15 protein-coding genes are annotated in these 17,806 nt (G+C 54.9%); 4 read left to right on the top strand and 11 right to left on the bottom strand.

The window, feature by feature from the left end; genetic code table 11:
• Window positions 1-199 precede the first annotated feature (199 nt).
• The 3 genes from repC to repA form a co-directional block, all read right to left on the bottom strand.
• Window positions 200-1,315 carry a plasmid replication protein RepC gene (repC, locus tag ACR0LN_RS11770; protein WP_480429905.1) on the bottom strand — a complete coding sequence of 372 codons (1,116 nt, stop codon included), beginning with the start codon at window positions 1,313-1,315 and terminating at the stop codon, window positions 200-202.
• A gap of 177 nt (window positions 1,316-1,492) precedes the next feature.
• Window positions 1,493-2,455 carry a plasmid partitioning protein RepB gene (gene repB, locus ACR0LN_RS11765; protein ID WP_480429904.1) on the bottom strand — a complete coding sequence of 321 codons (963 nt, stop codon included), beginning with the start codon at window positions 2,453-2,455 and terminating at the stop codon, window positions 1,493-1,495.
• The gene (gene repA, locus ACR0LN_RS11760) at window positions 2,455-3,630 is read right to left on the bottom strand and encodes a plasmid partitioning protein RepA (protein WP_480429903.1); all 1,176 of its coding nucleotides are present in this window, start codon (window positions 3,628-3,630) and stop codon (window positions 2,455-2,457) included. The genes repB and repA overlap by 1 nt, the downstream gene beginning before the upstream one ends.
• 379 nt (window positions 3,631-4,009) lie before the next feature.
• Here repA and ACR0LN_RS11755 point away from each other — a divergent pair, with 379 nt between their 5' ends.
• Complete coding sequence (locus ACR0LN_RS11755) at window positions 4,010-4,321, top strand: helix-turn-helix domain-containing protein (protein ID WP_480429902.1); 312 nt, start codon at window positions 4,010-4,012, stop codon at window positions 4,319-4,321.
• Window positions 4,321-5,553: a type II toxin-antitoxin system HipA family toxin gene (locus ACR0LN_RS11750; RefSeq protein ID WP_480429901.1), complete on the top strand. Its 1,233-nt coding sequence runs from the start codon at window positions 4,321-4,323 to the stop codon at window positions 5,551-5,553. The genes ACR0LN_RS11755 and ACR0LN_RS11750 overlap by 1 nt, the downstream gene beginning before the upstream one ends.
• A 263-nt stretch (window positions 5,554-5,816) precedes the next feature.
• Here the strand turns inward: ACR0LN_RS11750 and ACR0LN_RS11745 are convergent, their stop codons facing one another.
• Window positions 5,817-6,497, bottom strand: coding sequence for an IS6 family transposase (locus ACR0LN_RS11745; RefSeq protein ID WP_480429900.1), 681 nt, complete (start codon window positions 6,495-6,497; stop codon window positions 5,817-5,819).
• 181 nt (window positions 6,498-6,678) lie between these two features.
• Between ACR0LN_RS11745 and ACR0LN_RS11740 the strand changes: the two genes are divergently transcribed.
• The gene (locus ACR0LN_RS11740; protein ID WP_480429899.1) at window positions 6,679-7,062 is read left to right on the top strand and encodes a RidA family protein; all 384 of its coding nucleotides are present in this window, start codon (window positions 6,679-6,681) and stop codon (window positions 7,060-7,062) included.
• 126 nt (window positions 7,063-7,188) lie between these two features.
• Here the strand turns inward: ACR0LN_RS11740 and ACR0LN_RS11735 are convergent, their stop codons facing one another.
• Together ACR0LN_RS11735 and ACR0LN_RS11730 are read right to left on the bottom strand one after the other, a co-directional pair.
• On the bottom strand, window positions 7,189-8,769 hold the full coding sequence (locus ACR0LN_RS11735) for a bifunctional metallophosphatase/5'-nucleotidase (RefSeq protein WP_480429898.1): 1,581 nt from the start codon (window positions 8,767-8,769) through the stop codon (window positions 7,189-7,191).
• Between the two features lie 66 nt (window positions 8,770-8,835).
• Window positions 8,836-9,015 carry a hypothetical protein gene (locus ACR0LN_RS11730; RefSeq protein ID WP_480429897.1) on the bottom strand — a complete coding sequence of 60 codons (180 nt, stop codon included), beginning with the start codon at window positions 9,013-9,015 and terminating at the stop codon, window positions 8,836-8,838.
• Between the two features lie 469 nt (window positions 9,016-9,484).
• Between ACR0LN_RS11730 and ACR0LN_RS11725 the strand changes: the two genes are divergently transcribed.
• The gene (locus tag ACR0LN_RS11725; protein WP_480429896.1) at window positions 9,485-10,708 is read left to right on the top strand and encodes a phosphopentomutase; all 1,224 of its coding nucleotides are present in this window, start codon (window positions 9,485-9,487) and stop codon (window positions 10,706-10,708) included.
• Between the two features lie 898 nt (window positions 10,709-11,606).
• On the opposite strand, the gene ACR0LN_RS11720 is transcribed toward ACR0LN_RS11725, so the two are convergent.
• The 5 genes from ACR0LN_RS11720 to ACR0LN_RS11700 form a co-directional block, all read right to left on the bottom strand.
• On the bottom strand, window positions 11,607-12,062 hold the full coding sequence (locus ACR0LN_RS11720; RefSeq protein WP_480429895.1) for a MaoC family dehydratase: 456 nt from the start codon (window positions 12,060-12,062) through the stop codon (window positions 11,607-11,609).
• Window positions 12,063-12,083: 21 nt separating this feature from the next.
• Complete coding sequence (locus ACR0LN_RS11715; protein WP_480429894.1) at window positions 12,084-13,730, bottom strand: electron transfer flavoprotein-ubiquinone oxidoreductase; 1,647 nt, start codon at window positions 13,728-13,730, stop codon at window positions 12,084-12,086.
• A gap of 1 nt (window position 13,731) precedes the next feature.
• The gene (locus ACR0LN_RS11710) at window positions 13,732-15,186 is read right to left on the bottom strand and encodes an NAD(P)(+) transhydrogenase (Re/Si-specific) subunit beta (RefSeq protein ID WP_480429893.1); all 1,455 of its coding nucleotides are present in this window, start codon (window positions 15,184-15,186) and stop codon (window positions 13,732-13,734) included.
• A gap of 13 nt (window positions 15,187-15,199) precedes the next feature.
• Window positions 15,200-16,771, bottom strand: coding sequence for a Re/Si-specific NAD(P)(+) transhydrogenase subunit alpha (locus ACR0LN_RS11705; RefSeq protein WP_480429892.1), 1,572 nt, complete (start codon window positions 16,769-16,771; stop codon window positions 15,200-15,202).
• A 106-nt stretch (window positions 16,772-16,877) separates the two neighbouring features.
• Window positions 16,878-17,804 carry an electron transfer flavoprotein subunit alpha/FixB family protein gene (locus tag ACR0LN_RS11700; protein ID WP_480429891.1) on the bottom strand — a complete coding sequence of 309 codons (927 nt, stop codon included), beginning with the start codon at window positions 17,802-17,804 and terminating at the stop codon, window positions 16,878-16,880.
• Window positions 17,805-17,806 lie beyond the last annotated feature (2 nt).

Below are 17,806 nucleotides of genomic sequence, written 5' to 3'. Positions count from 1 at the left end.
GCCGATCTGGAATGATGGTAAATAACCTGTAATACATGTATCACTCTGTAACTTTGCGCAGGATACGTGGGGAATGCCGTTGTGCAAGTGGTAAGCTCTTGAAATCCAATTCATAGTGGCCACAAAAGCGCTTGAAAACCGAGCTTCGTCAGTTTCCCTGCCTCAATAATAGCTTACACCATTGTTTTTACGGCATTTTTCAAGTTGTCAGCTGACAATTCTCCGATTTCCCTTTGTTTTCCAAGGCCTTCAGCATTGGTATGCATGAAAATGTGCCCTTCTGCGCTTTTTGCGTCAGCTTGCGCAAGTAGGCGCCAGGGCTTCGGATGTCTTGCAGACGTTCAAGAATGCAAAGGACAGTTGTTGCCGCGGTTGCAGCTCCCATACGGACTCGCGCTTCGTTGAAGACCGGAGGATCAATCCCAATCATGGGCGACAGTTTCTCAGCAACTGTTACCAACTCTGCCCATCCCGTGATCGGCTTGGGATAGTAGTCCTGAAACTCGGTGCATATATCGAGAACGATATCAAGATTGGCGTCATCGTTTTTTTTGTCAGCCGGAATTTGCGAGTCCGAGGTCTGTTCTTCAGAGTCAAATTTAGATTCAGATGAATCCTGTATGTGCCGCTCATTTTGATTGTCAGGGCCGCTCAATTGAATGGTTCGCAATTCAGGCTGGTGGATAGCATTGCCTGTGTTTTGGTCGGCTGTGTCTTCCATTTCCTGGGTCAATTTATGCAGCGATTGTTCGGAGGACTTGCGACGCAGGATTAGGCGTGCGTTTTCGATCAGCGCGGTAAAGCGGCTGTCATTCAGAGCAATCAGCTGTTGCCGTGCCAGAGCGATCCGGTCACGCAGAGTTCTAATGCGTTCAGCGCGGCGGGTGGCGCGTTCAGCGGTCAGGAAAATCTGATCGGCATGACCGTTTAGCGGGGACAGGTCAAAGCCGAAAGCCAGTTCGACCCCCTGCCCTACCCGTCGGGCATATCGTTTGCGGTTGGGGCTGTCGTGACGGTTGACAAGACCCAGCTGCACCAGCCGCGCCAGATGGCGGCGCAGGGTGCTTTCGGGCATCCCGTTCAGGCGTTCGGACAGGGTGCGGTTCGCGGGAAACACAACCGCCCTGCCCGGCTCGGTCGGAATGTCCCGGTCTGGCAGAAAGGTCAGCAAGGCTTTCAGCACAGTCAATGTACGATGAGAGATGTCGAAATCCGCTGAGGCCGTGGTCAGCGCGGACAGCACTTCCCATTTGTCGACAGACGACAGGGCAAAACTTGCCCCTCGCCCAAAGTCACTTTGGGACGCATGTTTCATATTTTTTTCACGAAACACAAAAAATCCCTGCCCCGCGCAGCGCGCAGAGTTGACAGGACCGATTCGGAGGGGCTATTTCAAAGGTGCTAAGATTGAAAAGGGCCTTCCGGGATCATCTGTCCTGGGGGGCTTTTTTTGTGGTCTGCTCGTGCCTCCTGTGGTTGCTTCTCTGTGGTCTTAGTCTTCCGACCGTTCGTTTTTCCAGCGGTCGTGAAGTTCGGTGATCAGGGTCTCGGCATTTGTTTCGAACCAGGCGTCAAAGCCGTCTGCCGTGCGCGACGGAATGTTCAGGGTCACGCCGCGATTTGTCAGCCGGACATCGGCCAGAGCCTTGCCCGCGGCGTCACGCAAAGTGCGCGGTTTGGCTGCTGCTGCTGGTTTGCTGGCGTTTGGTTTCTTCTGCACGTGTTTCAGGACCGCCTCAAACCGTTGATCCGAGTCCAGTGTCAGAAACTCGGGGCGGTTCATGAAAGTGCTGGCGCGGCTGGTGGCGGCTTTGTCTTTCAGGGCCTCGGCCAGTGTCATCCAACGGTCGCGGCCAATTTTGGGCGCAGACCCGATCTGGCGCAGGAAGGGCAAGGAGAATGCCGTCCCAACCTTGAGCATGCGCGTCACCATCGGCTGGTCGATCGACAGGGCCGCCGCGATGGTCTCGCGGTCGTAATCAGCCTCTTTCAACTGCGCGGCAAAGCTGGCCTTTTCGATAAAGGACAGATCCTGACGCGAGGTGTTCTCCTGTCCCTGCGCCAGAACCAGCGCGTGGTCGTCCAGTTGCCGGACCATCGCCTTGACCGGCTGGCCAAGCTCTTTCAGCGCCATCAGGCGGCGGCGGCCATAGACGATTTCGAACCGGCCCGGTTCTTTGGCGTGCGGTCGCAATAGGATCGGAACCTGCTGCCCATAAGTGCGCAGGCTTTCGACCAGTTGTCGCTGTGCCTCGCTGTCCATCCCCAACCGGTCTTTCAGCCCAGCATCGTCGATCAGGGCGCAGTCGATCTCTTGCACCGCGTTTTCCTGTAGTTTCGACAAGGAAGACTGCAAGGCGCCAACCGCGCCGCGTGGCATCATCCGGGGCTTTTCGGGTTTTGCAGCCCCGCCGGATTGGTTCAGGTTGGTTGTCAGAATGCCTTTACGTGCCATCAGCGCCCCCATGCATGTTGAAGCAACGACTCGATCTCGTCATTGACAAGATTCAATGAGTCTACCGCACGATCATAGGTGTTGCGGTGAAATTGGCTGCGTTCGACCTCGTATACCGTCTGCTGAGTTAGTCCAGCATCGGAAATCGCGGTGGATTTCAGCATCGGCGCAACCATGACCTCATTTCCGAACAACTGCCGCAGGAAGGCGACAACCTGTTGCTGGGGTCCGTCGCTGGGTTCATAGCGATTGATTAGAAACCGCAGAAAGTCGAAATCCATCGGCGCACCCGCTTCGGCGACCACGTCCAACAACTCCGCGCTCATTTGCAGGAACTGGGACATCGAGGCGATGTCCAGCATATTGGGCACGACTGTAATCAGCACCCCGGTCGATGCACACAGCGCGGACATGGTCAGATAGCCCAGTTGCGGCGGGCAATCGAAGATGATCACGTCGTAATTGTCCTCGACTTCCTGAAGGGCGGTCGCCATCCGGGAAAAGAACGCAGGCTGCACGTTGTTCAGCAATGCCTGCGGGGTCTCGTGCTCGAATTCCTGCAGGATCAAACCGGCCGGGGCCAGATCAATACCGGTGAAAAAGGTTTTCTGGATGATGCTGGAGAGGAGCAGGGGGTCTTCGTATCGGATGGCGTCGTAGATCGTACCTGATTGAAGAAAGTCGTATTCAGGGCGATAGCCAAACAGAGTGGTCAAAGACGCCTGAGGGTCAATATCGACGGTAAGAACCCGGTATCCTTTCAAGGCCAAACGCTGTGCTGTGTGGATTGCACTGGTCGTTTTGCCCGATCCGCCCTTGAAGTTGAGAAAGGACAGAACCTGCACCTTGTCACCCGTCTGGCGGCCTTTCAGATAAGTCCCAGTTGTCTTTGCGGTCGACTCCAGCTCTTCGCGTATGGTTAGCAGGTCTTCAGCGGAATAGTGGCGACGACCACCTGGGGTGGTATGTACATCAGGGATTCGGCTGTCGAAGTGCAGTTTGCGCAGAAAGCTGGGTGAGATACCCAGCAGACCGGCGGCTTCTCCGGCGCTGAACAGTCGAAGCTCTTTGCGCGCGTCGGGCGCAAACACTGTCATCATGTGGCTTTCCAAAGCCGCAGTCAGATTCTCAGCGTTCTCGCGAACACGCTGATTGATGTGGATAGGTTCAGCCACGTCTGCCCTCTTTCAGTAACGCTGTTTTTCGCCAACGCTGTTTTTATCGTTTTTTACGCAAGAAGGGGGTGGTTTGGCAACAACTTCTTCAATGTCGAGATATCGCAGGGTCTGCAATATATAGTAGAGGAGCGGCTTTTCAAAACAATACACGACGCAAAGCATTGAAAGGAATAAATAATTGTGAATCCCCATGGAATTCATGGAAAATCTCGTGAAACATCAGTGATAGTCTCGGATCAAGCTTTGAAACAGACGTTCGGGAATCATCCTAAGGCGGGGAAGAGGGCGAACACGGGCAGGATTCGCAGGTTTCCTTTGGTGTCAAAAGACATTATATTATCTTTAGATGATAAAATTAGCGCGAAAGGGCAATATATTGACCTTTAGCTTTGAGACCCCGACACCTGGCTCGGTGCAGGACAAGATTCGTTTTTCTGCCCGCGGTCTGCGCCTGGCTCATAACATGACACAGCAGGCTTTGGCCGAAAAATCGGGCGTGCCGCTGTCGACACTGAAACGGTTTGAACAAAGTGGCGAGATTTCACTGGCGGCACTTTTGGCGATTGCCGGGGCGTTGGGCGCGCTGGACGCATTCGAAGATCTGTTTCCAAAGCCAGCAGCTTCGTCACTGGAGGAATTGGGGTCCGCAAGGGCTGACCGCAAGCGGGCCGGAAAAAGGCAGGGCTGATGGCTGATCGTCTGAACATCGAACTGGACTTTGGAGATCATCGGCGTGTGGTTGGACAGGTGGCGTGGGTCAAGGACCAGCGACGTGCCGCCATTGAATGGGCGCCGGAGTTCGTCGCAAACCCGTTGCCGATTTCGCCATATGCGATCCGATCCTGGCAGGGGTTGCATTTTGGCGACCATACTCCGTTTGATGGGCTGCCGGGTGTCCTGGCGGATTCACTGCCTGATGGCTGGGGCCGCTTGCTGATTGACCGTGAGATGGCACGGCGGGGCAGGGCGGTTCATGAGCTGACGCCAGTAAACCGTCTGGCCATAGTCGGCCAGTACGGCATGGGGGCGCTTTGCTATCATCCCGAAGAGGAACTGACCAAACAGGAAGATATCGACCTGGATTGGTTCGCTAAAACTGCCCAGCATATCGAACAGGACTTGTCTGTCGAGGACCTGTCCCGGCTTCGCGCAGGCAGTGGCGGCTCGGCCGGGGCGCGGCCAAAATTTGTCGCCTTGGTGAACACAGAAACCGGCATGTTGCGGGATCATCGCAACGGGGCAGGGGAGGGGTTCAGCCATTACCTCATAAAATTCCGATCCTCGTCCGACCCGTCCAGCGCCGCGCGTGAGGAACAAGCCTATGCGGAAATGGCGCGCGCGGCCGGAATCAACATGTCGGACACACGATTGCTTTCGACCGGTTCGGGTGAAGACCTGTTCGCAACCCTTCGCTTTGATCGACCCGAGGGTCGGCGGCTGCATATGCACACGGTCGCGGGTATTCTGAACGCCGATTTCACCGCACCGGTTGTGGACTATGAAACCTTGTTGAAACTGACCTATTTCATGACCAACCATCAGGGTGACGTTGAAGAGATGTTTCGGCGTATGGTCTTCAACGTTCTAACCCACAACCGCGATGACCACATCAAGAACCACGCCTTCCTGATGGACCATCACGGAACATGGCGCCTGTCGCCCGCATATGACCTGAGCTTTTCCGACGGCCCTGGCGGCGAACATCATCTGAGTGTGAATGGAAACGGCAGGAACCCGACTCATGAAGATTTGGTTGCAGCAGGAGAGGGGTGCGGCATTCGAAAACGACGCGTGCTTGAAATCATCGAGCAAGTGCGCCATGCGGCGAAACAGTGGCCAGTCTTTGCAGATGTAAGTGGAGTTCCTGAAGAACGAAGTAGAGAGATAGTAAAAAGACTGAATTCGGTCGGCAAAAGTTGATCAAGGCGGCCCCGACTTCTTTGGTGTGATTGCAGCTCTGCGCGCATTTCCTCGCAAAATCAATTAAACATGATAAGGGATACTTATCGAATATAATGGGGATTCTATTGTGTGGCTAAAGTAAAGATCAAAAACTTAAAATAATGCGCACAAACGGGTAAGGGGCTTTTAAATTCTTGGGGTTCTTAAGCGTTTTGGCGCTGTACAGCAGGTTCTGTTGCGAAGTTTCAGTTGGAAGAAGAGCGCGCGCTGTAGCAGCAGGTTTATGAGGAAAGTTCCGCGAACTGGCGAAACGGACAGATTCCGGGCATGATTTGACCTTTGCGGATCATGTTAGCAACTTCTATTCCGTCCAGCGTTGCCGCTGCTGCTGCGAAGGCTTTGAACCCCAGCATCGGACGGGTTCGTCTTTTGATGAAACGGTGGTCCTGTTCCACGACATTGTTCAAGTATCTCCGCCTGACCATCTCGATTGGGACTGGGCAACCAAAGCCTTTCAACATCTTGTTTATGGCCTTGATGCCAGCCGTGTTAGCTCCGCTTTTGTCGATGACAATCTTTCTCGGAAGGCCGTTGACCTCCAGTGTCCGGGCAAAGAACTTGGTGGCGGCGGGTTTGTTTCGACGCTGAGAAAGCATGAAATCAAGCGTCTTACCGTGCTTGTCGACAGCTCGGTAGAGATATGCCCACGCCCCTTTCACCTTGATGTAGGTCTCGTCCGTTCTCCAAGAACGGTCGCAAGATTTTTTGCGGCGACGCGCGGCTTCGGCGATCGCGCTAGAGTATCTTGTCACCCAGCGGTTCAGTGTGGTGTGGTCCACCGAAACACCGCGCTCACCGATGATTTCCTCCAGGTCACGGTATGAAACACCATATCGTACATAAAAGAACACCGCGAATAGGATCACATCCTTCGGATATTGCGCACCGTTGAAAGAAATCATGAACTGACTTTCGCCTGAATTACACCGGCCGCTATTCACTCTCTGCGTTCTTGAGCGTCAATGGCAAAATGTTTGCAACAGATCCTGCTAACAATCCGAAGGTTGATCAGGCAAGACAGATCAGTTTGAATGGTGGGTACCTATCAAAGATCATTGCGACACTCTTGAAGGCGACTGCCACATGCTGACCAAAGTACTATCCAACCTTGCCGATTCACCAATGCCATTGAACTGGGCCGTGACAGCCCCAGCGACAGGAAAACTGTTCTACACGTCTCATCTGGCGTTTGACGAAACTGGAAAGATCGTGGGCGACACAATCGAAGCGCAGACGCGTCAGATGATGAATAATGTGAAATTCTCGGTCGAAGCAGCCGGTGGGTCCATGGGTGATATCACGCAGTGCATGTTGTATTTGGTTGACGTGAATGACGGCCCCGGAATGAGCGCAACCTATGCAGAGTTTTTTGAAGGTGTGCTTCCGAACCGTGCCACGGTTGTGGTTTCAGCCCTTCTCGCTCCGGAAGCCAAAGTGGAGATTGTGGCATACGCTCACATCAACTAGGCCAGAACTCCAGTATTCTCCTCTTTCGGTGGCGTCTGCCATGCAGGGATAACATTTTCTTCCCAAGCATATGAAAACCCGGCAAATTTCTTTGCCGGGTTCTATAAGTCTCAGATATAGAAATGCTTACTTTTGTTTGATGCGCCCATCGGTGTATGGGGTGTAAGGACCGATTTTCGCCAGATACTCCGCAGTCACATCCGAAATTGTTGGGCCGAAGTCATAGGCATTTTCCGCATCCCGGAACATTTTGTAGCCATCGCCACCGCCGCGCACATAGTTGTTGGACACGAGGCCATAGGTCTTGGTCGGATCAATCGGAACCCAGTCGCCGCCTTCCATAACCAGGACCTCCTGAATGCGGCCTGCGCCAGCAACAACAGACGCGTCCCAAGTGTACTGAAGACCTGCAACCTGTGGGAAACGACCTTTTACTTCTTCGACCTGACTCACACCATTTTCCAACGCATCAATCACGGTTTGACCGGACACAAAGAAGGTCGATAGTGTGCTCTGGAACGGCAGAACTGTCAGGATTTCGCCCATTGTGACTTGGCCCGCATCAATGGAAGCCCGAAGATTGCCACCGTTGACGATCGCAATCGAGATCCCCTGATCTTTCACGCGGTCCAGCATCGCGTCAGCAACAAGGTTGCCCATCGCACATTCAACAGCGCGGCAGAATTCTCGCGCACCTTCGACGACTTCGGTGGTCTCTGCGACAACGCGCTGTTTTAGATCTTCGATCGGTGCGCCCATTTCCGCAACACGCGCGACCATTTCGGCGTCAGGTGTTAAAGACGCGTCAAGCAAAATCGGCTCGCCGATCGCGGAAATCACCTCGCCTGCGTCGTCAAAGGTTACGACAAGCTCGCCCAAATACTTGGAATAGGCATAAGCCTGTACCACAGGCACTTTGCCAACCATGGTCGGATAGGTACCCTGCGCGCGGTCGCTGGTGTTGGACAGAAACGTGTGCGAATGACCGCCAACTACAACATCAATCCCCGGCACATTCGCCGCAATATCAAGGTCTTTTACCAGACCCACATGGGTCAGTGCGATGATCTTATTCACCTCTTCAGCTTCCAGAGCGGCGACATCAGCTTTTAGGCTTTCGATCTCATCCTGAAACACCACATCGTCGCCTGGAGAGGAGGTATCAACGGTGTCGGTCGCCAGCGCCGAGATAATGCCAATCTTCTGTCCGCCGACATTCAATACCACATGATTGCGGATTTTTCCTTTCAGTGATGCTTCGCCCGTCAAATCAAGGTTGCCAGAGATTACCGGGAAGGACACTGCATCTACAAAGGCTGCAAGACCTTCCGGGCCGTCGTCAAACTCGTGGTTGCCCACGGCCATGACGTCATAGCCGATGGCTTCCATGAACTCGGCCTCGGCTGCGCCTTTATAGGTAGAATAGAACAGCGAACCCTGAAACGGGTCACCCGCGTCCAGCACAACAAAGTTGCTATCCGCAAGCTCTGCTCGCTTTGCGTCCACCGCAGATTTGATCCGTGCGACACCGCCAAAGCACTTGCCTTCGGCTTCTCCTTCGGCGTCGCAGGTCGAATCCCACTCGTTGATCGATTCAATCCGACTGTGAATGTCGTTGGTGTGCAGAATGGTCAGCGTATATTCAGCAGATACCATTCCAGCAGTTACTGCCAGCACAGCCGCGCTGGCTAGAAATCGCAGATACATGAAAACTCCTTTTGATTTGGGCTAAACGCGTGCAGCCAATTTCGTCACAGATAAGTTGGCGTGCAATTACGAGACAACTACCGGCAATCCTTTTGCAGGTGGCGTATTGCGGCTGCGCATGCTGCGCACAACCCCGTCGATGATTGTCATGCCAACACAACCGCCATCAGCAACTGGGGTTTCAATTTTTCCGGTCTGAAAATGGTCGATATTCCGAACTGCGAGTTTTTCTGGTTGCTCACCCATGACATCCTCGGTAGGTTATCATTAGTAAGCTAACAATAATTCGAATAAACGCAAGATCGTTTGTAAAAAAGGGAAATACTGAATGCCCTGACATTCTTCTAGTACTCAGCATGTGCCAGGCCATCTCGTGAACGAAAGCGCCACGATTGAAAATGGAGAAGCTCCCACATGAATCTAAAGTTTGTCGACGACGAAGAACCAGCCATCTACTAGCAGGATGTGCGGATCGCACCCTCTAGGAATGCCGCCACTAGCTTGTGAATGTCCGAGAATTAAGGGTACGAAATAGTCCCACTTAGCGCGCTTCTTGGGATTGCACGTTACAGCGGCTTCAACCATCACAATCATGGAGGCTGGGATGAGCGATGAATCCCTGAACCATAGAAAACCAAGATTATTGCACCGATTGGGGTAGCAAAGCTGTCAAAGTTTATGACCCGTTATCTTATAAACGATCAAGGATAATACCATGCCGCGCGCGTTTGTATTTGTACTCGACTCTGTCGGCATAGGTGGCGCGCCGGACGCGGCCTTCTTCGGAGACAAAGGTTCCAACACGCTTGGGCATATTGCACAAGCCTGTTCTCGGGGACTTGGGGATCGGGAAAGTTTGCGGTCAGGACCACTGGTCCTTCCGAATCTGGCCGCTTTGGGACTTGCAGAGGCAGCCAATGCCTCGGTCCCTGGTGCTGTCGATGACCTGGGCGGGATGTCTGGTGGTGCCTGGGCCGTAGGGCGGGAAACTTCGGCCGGAAAGGATACTCCTTCTGGGCATTGGGAGATAACCGGCGTTCCAGTAACCCGTCCGTGGACCCATTTTCCTGATACACACCCAAGTTTTCCCGATGATCTTGTGCAAGAGATCGTCCGTGTAACGGGTGTTCCGGGACTGCTGGGCAATAAGCATGCTTCGGGGATTCCGGTCATCGACGAGTTTGCTGAGGAGCATATCCAAACAGGGAAACCGATTTGTTACACTTCCGCGGACTCAGTATTCCAGATTGCTGCGCATGAAGAGCATTTCGGCCTGCAACGCCTCCATGATATGTGCGCGCAGGTCTACGAACTGACCGCGCCAATGCGTGTGGGGCGGGTGATTGCCCGGCCCTTTATCGGCAACATAAATACTGGGTTCAAACGCACGGGGAACCGCAGAGATTTTACTGTTGAACCCTCTAGCGAAACTTTACTCGACTATGTGAGCAAAGCGGGGCGGAACACGATCGGTATGGGCAAAATCGGTGATATCTACAGCCATCGCGGACTGGACGAAGTGCGCAAAGCATCGGGCAATATGCCATTGATGGACAAAACGCTTGAGGCCATGGATGATCTGGCAGACGGCGGCTTTCTGTTCGCAAATTTTGTCGATTTTGACAGTGAATTCGGCCATCAGCGCGATGTGCCCGGCTATGCTGCCGCGCTTGAAGCGTTCGACGCCCGTATGCCCGAGGTATTCTCGAAGCTGAACAAGGACGACCTTCTGATCCTGACGGCAGACCACGGCAATGACCCAACCTGGCGCGGGTCGGATCACACGCGCGAACAGGTGCCGATCCTGATCCGGGGTGGTGGTCTCAGAGGCTATCAGGGGGTTCATGCTTTTTCGGATGTCGGAGCAACCGTTGCCGACTTTCTGAACGTTCCGTATGGTGCTGTCGGCCAGCCGATCAAAGAGAAAGAAGCTAAGTAAATGGTGCAGAAACTACTACGAGGCAGTACGCTTACTATCGACTCTGCACCAGCGTCGGTCGAAGGCAAGTCCGCAAATTACTATTGAGAAGAAGGCACAATTCTCGAACAACATGGCAAGAAAACGCCGTGGGTTGCTTTGATGTCATTCACGATCTGGCGTTCGATAGCTGCCAGTTTGTCGACCATCGGCCGCATCTGAAGAGAGCAAGCCGCATAGGCACTCAACTGCATTTTTTCACAGGCTTTGAACAACGAGTCCTAGAGTAAGCAACTGCTTGAATGGCTTAACAGTTACACTTTTTTCCCGGCGGGAATTGAGTTTGTTGAGATTGATCATGCCAGCAGGATCGCGACTTTATTATGAACTAGTCGGCCACAGAGCAACAACGGCAGTTGTCTCAGATTAGCAGAGCAATATGGTTGTTCGGGCCTTAATAGCCACGCCAAAGACGGCTGTCGGTCTAGTTCTTCAATCTTCCAAACCGTGAACACCTTGATAGGGGACTTCCACCGGTGGTAGGGACGGGCGCTGCCGAGGTAGTTCGCATGCCATTGTTACTTCATGATTGGTGATCGCCGTAATGTAGTGCGTTCTCAGAAGACCAGCAATGTAGCGACTGGTCAACGTATTGCTAATTTTGCTAAATTTGGTCCGAGAATACACAAATGTATCTATCGCTTTCAGCGCTAGAGCGATGTTTCGTTGAGTTGAGATCATCCATATCCCGCACGCAGGAATTTGAAAGAGCCATAGACCAACGTTTAGCTGGATAGTGCTGCTCGCGCTACAATCGTTGAAACCAAAAATGCCAACGGTCAAAACATTACTACAGATTCGATGGCATACTCAAACTACTGAAGCCGATTCTTTGGTAGACAAATTATTACCCTAACACTTAATTTTTTGGCCACTTTTTTGTTCGCAATGACCGGGATGTAGTTTTCACTGTTGCTTCACCATCAACAACTATTTGATCGCCGACCCGGCAAATAGTTCTTAGTACTGCTCTGTTTCGGTCTTCTACTAATTTCGTAATTGTTACTTCGGCATGCACTGTATCGCCGGGTCGTACCGGGCCGACAAAATTCATGTGTTGGGATATGTAAATAGTTCCTGGGCCAGGTGGTCGATTTGCGATCGCTGCTGATATCGTGCTCGCGGTTAAAAAACCATGCGCGATACGACCCTTGAACATGGTGGTTTGCGCAAATTCATCGTTGATATGAATTGCATTATTGTCGCCAGATGCGCCGGCAAAAAGGATGATGTCTGCTTCTGTGATCGTTTTGGCAAACGAAGCGCTCATTCCAACTTCGAGATCTTCGAAATCATATCCGTTCAGTTCATTCATTTGGATTTCCTCAATTCGAGATCACATATTTGGATAGTTTGGACCGTCGCCGCCCTGCGGTGTAGTCCAGGTGATGTTCTGGCTGGGATCCTTGATGTCACAGGTCTTGCAGTGAACACAGTTCTGGAAGTTGATCACGAATCGCGGCCCGTCTTCATCCTCAACCATCTCATAGACGCCTGCGGGGCAGTAACGCTGTGCCGGCTCGTCGAATTTGGGCAGGTTGACCTTAACCGGGATGTCCGGGTCGGTCAGTTTCAGATGGCAAGGCTGGCTTTCCTCGTGGTTGGTGGCCGCAAACGATACGTTCGTCAGGCGGTCAAAGGACAGTGTGCCATCGGGTTTCGGATAGTCGATGGGTTGATGCTTGCTGGCATCTTCGGTCGATTCCGCGTCGTTCTTGCCGTGGCCCAGCGTGCCCAGCAGCGAGAAGCCCAGCGTATTGGTCCACATGTCCATACCGCCCAGTACCAGGCTGGCGGTCAGGCCGTATTTCGACCACAGCGGTTTGACGTTGCGCACCTTCTTCAGATCCGAGCCGATTGCACCATCGCGAACGTCGGCCTCATAAGCGGTCAGCTCATCACCCGAACGCTCGGCCTTGATGGCATCATAGGCGGCCTCGGCCGCGGCCTTGCCTGACAGCATCGCGTTGTGGTTGCCCTTGATGCGCGGCACGTTGACCATGCCCGCCGAGCAACCCAACAGCGCAACACCCGGTGCGACCAGTTTCGGCATCGACTGGTAGCCACCCTCGGTGATCGCACGGGCGCCGTAAGCCACACGCTTACCGCCTTTCAGCAGCTCGGCCACCATCGGGTGGTGCTTGAAGCGCTGGAATTCCATGTAGGGGTACAGGTGCGGGTTCTTGTAGTTAAGGTGGACCACAAAACCGACATAGACCTGATTGTTTTCAAGTTGATATATGAAAGACCCACCACCCGCATTGCTGCCCAGCGGCCAGCCCATGGTGTGCGTGACCGAGCCTTCTTTGTGCTTGGCTGGATCAATCTCCCAGATCTCTTTCATGCCAACGCCGTATTTCTGCGGCTCTTTACCGGCAGACAGGTCGTATTTGGCGATGACTTCCTTGGACAGTGAGCCGCGCACGCCTTCCGACAGGAAGACATATTTGCCTTGCAGTTCCATGCCCGGCTCGGTGTTGGGGCCGTAGGATCCGTCTGGCTCCAGACCAAATACACCGGCTACAACGCCTTTGACTTCACCGTTCTCACCGTAGACCAGCTCGGAACAGGCCATGCCGGGGAAGATTTCAACGCCCAGCTCTTCGGCCTGCTCTGCCATCCAGCGGCAGACATTGCCCATCGAGACGATGTAGTTGCCGTGGTTGTTCATCAGCGGCGGCATCGGGAAATTGGGGATGCGAATCTTGCCAGCCTCGCCCAGCATGTAGAAATTGTCTTCATGCACTGGCACGTTCAGCGGGGCACCCTTTTCCTTCCAATCGGGGATCAGAGCATCCAGACCACAAGGGTCCAGCACCGCACCCGACAGGATATGCGCACCCACTTCTGAACCCTTCTCTAGAACCACGACGTTCAGGTCGGCATCCAGCTGTTTCAGACGGATGGCCGCCGACAGTCCCGCAGGGCCAGCACCCACGATCACCACGTCATATTCCATCGCTTCGCGTTCAATCTCGGCCATCTTATCCCTCGATCATTGGTATGAGCTTGTCGAGCGACTGCTTTGCGTCGCCATAGAACATCCGGGTGTTTTCTTTGAAGAACAGCGGGTTCTCGATACCCGAATAGCCGGTGCCCTGACCGCGCTTCGACACGAACACCTGCTTGGCCTTCCAGCATTCCAAAACCGGCATCCCGGCGATGGGGCTGTTCGGGTCTTCCTGCGCCGCTGGGTTCACGATATCGTTCGAGCCAATCACGATGGCCACATCCGTATCCGGGAAGTCGTCGTTGATCTCGTCCATCTCCAGAACAATGTCATACGGCACCTTCGCCTCGGCCAGCAGCACGTTCATGTGGCCCGGCAGACGACCGGCAACGGGGTGGATCGCAAAGCGCACCTCTTTGCCTTTAGCGCGCAGCTTGCGAACCAGTTCGGAGACAGACTGCTGCGCTTGCGCCACAGCCATGCCGTACCCCGGAATGATGACAATGCTGTCGGCGTCATTCAGCGCCGCCGCGACACCATCTGCCTCGATGGCGATCTGTTCACCCTCAACAGCCATCTGTTCGCCCTGCGGGCCACCAAAGCCGCCCAGAATTACGCTGACAAAGTGACGGTTCATCGCCTTACACATGATGTAGGACAGGATTGCACCAGACGAGCCCACCAATGCACCAACCACGATCAGCAGGTCGTTGCCTAGCGAGAAGCCGATGGCCGCAGCCGCCCAACCCGAATAGCTGTTCAGCATCGACACAACCACCGGCATGTCGGCCCCGCCGATGCCCATGATCAGGTGATAACCGATGAACAGCGCTGCCAGCGTCATCAGGAACAGCGGGAAGAAACCGCCCGAGCTGGTGTACCAGATCAAACAGATCAGCGAGAGACCCGCCGCCGCCGCGTTCAGCATATGACCACCAGGCAGCTTGGTCGCCGCCGAGGTCACTTTGCCCGCCAGCTTGCCATAGGCCACAACCGATCCGGTAAAAGTGATCGCACCGATGAAGATACCCAGAAACAGCTCAACATGCAGGATCGCCAGTTCCGCCGGGGTCTTCTTGGCAATCAACTTGGCGAACGCACCAAGGTCGGACAGATCCGCCTGACCCGCGCTGTCCTTGATTGCCATGACCTGAGCCACGTTTCCGATCTCAAAATGCGCGTTGAAGCCGACGAACACAGCCGCCAGGCCAACCAGCGAGTGCATTGCGGCAACTAGCTGAGGCATCTCAGTCATCTGGACGCGCTGCGCCACGTATTGACCGATCAGACCGCCGCCGATGATCAGCAGCAACGACAGCAGCCATAGGCCGGAACCCGGGCCGACCAGCGTGGCAAAGACCGCCAGCGCCATACCGACGATACCGTACCAGACAGCGCGTTTGGCGCTTTCCTGGTTCGAAAGGCCGCCGAGCGACAGGATGAATAGGACAGCCGCAACAACATAAGCGGCAGAAGTGAAGCCAATCATATGCCCGACCTCCTTAGGATTTCTGGAACATGGCGAGCATGCGCCGGGTTACGAGGAAGCCGCCGAAGATATTGATCCCGGCCATGAACACGGACAGTGCCGCCAGCAGAATAACCAGGAACGACCCGGACCCGATCTGCATCAAAGCCCCGACGATAATGATCGACGAGATCGCGTTGGTGATCGCCATAAGCGGTGTGTGTAAGCTGTGCGCAACGCCCCAGATCACCTGGAAGCCCACAAAAATCGCCAACACAAAGACGATAAAGTGCTGCATGAAGCTTGCCGGAGCGATCAGCCCCACCAGCAACATCAGCGCGCCACCGATACCCAGCAGGGTGAACTGCTGCTTGGTCTGTGCCTTGAAGGCCGCAATTTCCTGCGCCTTTTTCTCTTCCGGGGTCAGTTCCTTGACCTCGGGTTTCTTCTGCGCCGCAATCGCCTGCACCTTGGGCGGTGGCGGCGGGAAGGTGATCTCACCCTCATGGGTCACGGTTGCACCGCGGATCACGTCATCTTCCATATCGTGATTGATCTGACCGTCCTTCTCGGGCGTCAGGTCTGCCATCATATGACGAATGTTGGTCGCGTAGAGAGACGACGCCTGCGCCGCCATCCGGCTGGGGAAATCGGTATAGCCGATGATGGTCACGCCATTGTCGGTCACGATCTTCTCATCCGCGACGGTCAGCTTACAGTTGCCGCCCTTCTCCGCCGCCAAATCGACGATGACCGAGCCCGGTTTCATCGCTTCGACCATATCCTTGGTCCACAGCTCGGGCGCTTCGCGGTTCGGGATCAGCGCGGTGGTGATCACGATGTCAATCTCGGGCGCCAACTCACGGAACTTGGCCAACTGCGCTTCGCGGAATTCATCCGACTGAACTGAGGCATAACCACCGGTGGCCGCGCCGTCCTGCTGGTCTTCTTCAAAGTCCAGATAGACGAATTCGGCCCCCATGGATTCGACCTGCTCGGCCACTTCGGGGCGTACGTCGAACGCATAGGTGATCGCACCCAGCGACGTGGACGTACCAATCGCCGCCAGACCAGCAACACCGGCACCCACGATCAGCACCTTAGCAGGCGGCACCTTACCGGCCGCCGTCACCTGACCGGTGAAGAAACGGCCAAAGTTGTTGCCTGCCTCGATCACAGCACGGTACCCGGCGATATTGGCCATCGAAGACAGCGCGTCCATCTTCTGCGCCCGCGAGATACGCGGGACCATCTCCATCGCGATCACGGTCGCGCCCTTGGATTTGGCGGCCTCCATCCCATCTTCATTCCCAGCCGGGTTAAAGAAGGAAATCAGGGTCTTGTCCTTGGTCAGACGCTTCAGTTCGGTGGCATCGGGCTGACGCACCTTGGCAATAATATCCGCCGCCTTCCAAAGCGAGGCGGCGGTCTTCATGACCTCAACGCCTGCGGCTTCATAAGCGGCGTCCGAAAACCCCGCAGCAGCGCCTGCGCCCTTTTCGATCAGGCACTCATAGCCCAGTTTCTGCAACTGCAAAGCCGAGTCCGGAGTCATCGCGACCCGGTTCTCACCGTCCAGTACTTCCTTCGGAGTGCCTAATTTCATTCGCGCGCCCTCTCAAATTTCTGGTTTCCCGTCTGACCAATCTCCTGAAAGCACTGGAGAGATGTGTCAGACGTCACGCAATTGGAGGGGAGACCAGTACGTGGTTTCAGATTTTCTCGGTCAGTTCTGGGACGGCGCCGAACAGGTCAGCGACCAGGCCGAAGTCTGCGACCTGGAAGATCGGCGCTTCTTCGTCCTTGTTGATCGCAACGATGACCTTGGAGTCCTTCATGCCCGCCAGGTGCTGGATCGCACCCGAGATGCCGACTGCAACGTAAAGGTCAGGGGCAACAACCTTGCCGGTCTGACCCACCTGCCAGTCGTTCGGGGCGTAGCCCGAGTCAACTGCGGCGCGTGAGGCACCAACGGCGGCTCCCAGCTTATCGGCCAGGCCTTCGATCAGTTTGAAGTCGTCTTCCGAGCCAACACCACGGCCACCCGAAACAACAACACCAGCCGAAGTTAGTTCAGGACGGTCGCTTTCAGCAACCTTGTCCTCGACCCACGACGACAGGCCGGGGTTTTCGCCGACCGAGATGGTCTCGACCGCCGCCGAACCACCTTCGCCCGCCGCATCGAAGCTGGCGGTCCGGATGGTCACGACTTTCTTGGCGTCGTTCGATTTCACGGTCTGGATCGCGTTACCCGCATAGATCGGACGCTCGAAAGTGGTGGCATCGACCACGCCGGACGCGTCCGAGATCACCATCACGTCCAGCAGGGCTGCAACGCGCGGCATCACGTTCTTGGCGTCGGTGGTGGCAGGGGCAACGATATGCTCGTACCCATCGGCCAGACCCACGATCAGGGCTGCGGTCGATTCCGCCAGGCGATGACCCAGCGAGGCGTCTTCGGCAACCAGAACCTTGGATACGCCATCGATCTTGGCAGCGGCCTCACCAGCAGCAGCGGCAGAACCACCTGCGGCCAGAACGGTGATGTCACCCAGCGATTTGACGGCGGCAACGGTCTTGGCTGTGGCGTCAACCGACAGCTCACCATTGTTAACCTCTGCGAGAAGAAGAACAGCCATTA

The sequence above is a fragment of the Ruegeria sp. AA6 genome (assembly GCF_056542865.1).
Note: the sequence above shows the minus strand (reverse complement) of the source record. Positions and strands in the feature narration are given on the sequence as shown.

Coding starts and splice junctions, on each gene's coding strand:
- ACR0LN_RS11700 (WP_480429891.1), bottom strand. CDS start 17,804: ATGGCTGTTCTTCTTCTCGCAGAGGTTAACAATGGTGAGCTGTCGGTT.
- ACR0LN_RS11730 (WP_480429897.1), bottom strand. CDS start 9,015: ATGGGTGAGCAACCAGAAAAACTCGCAGTTCGGAATATCGACCATTTT.
- ACR0LN_RS11735 (WP_480429898.1), bottom strand. CDS start 8,769: ATGTATCTGCGATTTCTAGCCAGCGCGGCTGTGCTGGCAGTAACTGCT.
- repC (WP_480429905.1), bottom strand. CDS start 1,315: ATGAAACATGCGTCCCAAAGTGACTTTGGGCGAGGGGCAAGTTTTGCC.
- ACR0LN_RS11750 (WP_480429901.1), top strand. CDS start 4,321: ATGGCTGATCGTCTGAACATCGAACTGGACTTTGGAGATCATCGGCGT.
- ACR0LN_RS11720 (WP_480429895.1), bottom strand. CDS start 12,062: ATGAATGAACTGAACGGATATGATTTCGAAGATCTCGAAGTTGGAATG.
- ACR0LN_RS11725 (WP_480429896.1), top strand. CDS start 9,485: ATGCCGCGCGCGTTTGTATTTGTACTCGACTCTGTCGGCATAGGTGGC.
- ACR0LN_RS11710 (WP_480429893.1), bottom strand. CDS start 15,186: ATGATTGGCTTCACTTCTGCCGCTTATGTTGTTGCGGCTGTCCTATTC.
- ACR0LN_RS11745 (WP_480429900.1), bottom strand. CDS start 6,497: ATGATTTCTTTCAACGGTGCGCAATATCCGAAGGATGTGATCCTATTC.
- ACR0LN_RS11740 (WP_480429899.1), top strand. CDS start 6,679: ATGCTGACCAAAGTACTATCCAACCTTGCCGATTCACCAATGCCATTG.
- repB (WP_480429904.1), bottom strand. CDS start 2,455: ATGGCACGTAAAGGCATTCTGACAACCAACCTGAACCAATCCGGCGGG.
- ACR0LN_RS11705 (WP_480429892.1), bottom strand. CDS start 16,771: ATGAAATTAGGCACTCCGAAGGAAGTACTGGACGGTGAGAACCGGGTC.
- ACR0LN_RS11715 (WP_480429894.1), bottom strand. CDS start 13,730: ATGGCCGAGATTGAACGCGAAGCGATGGAATATGACGTGGTGATCGTG.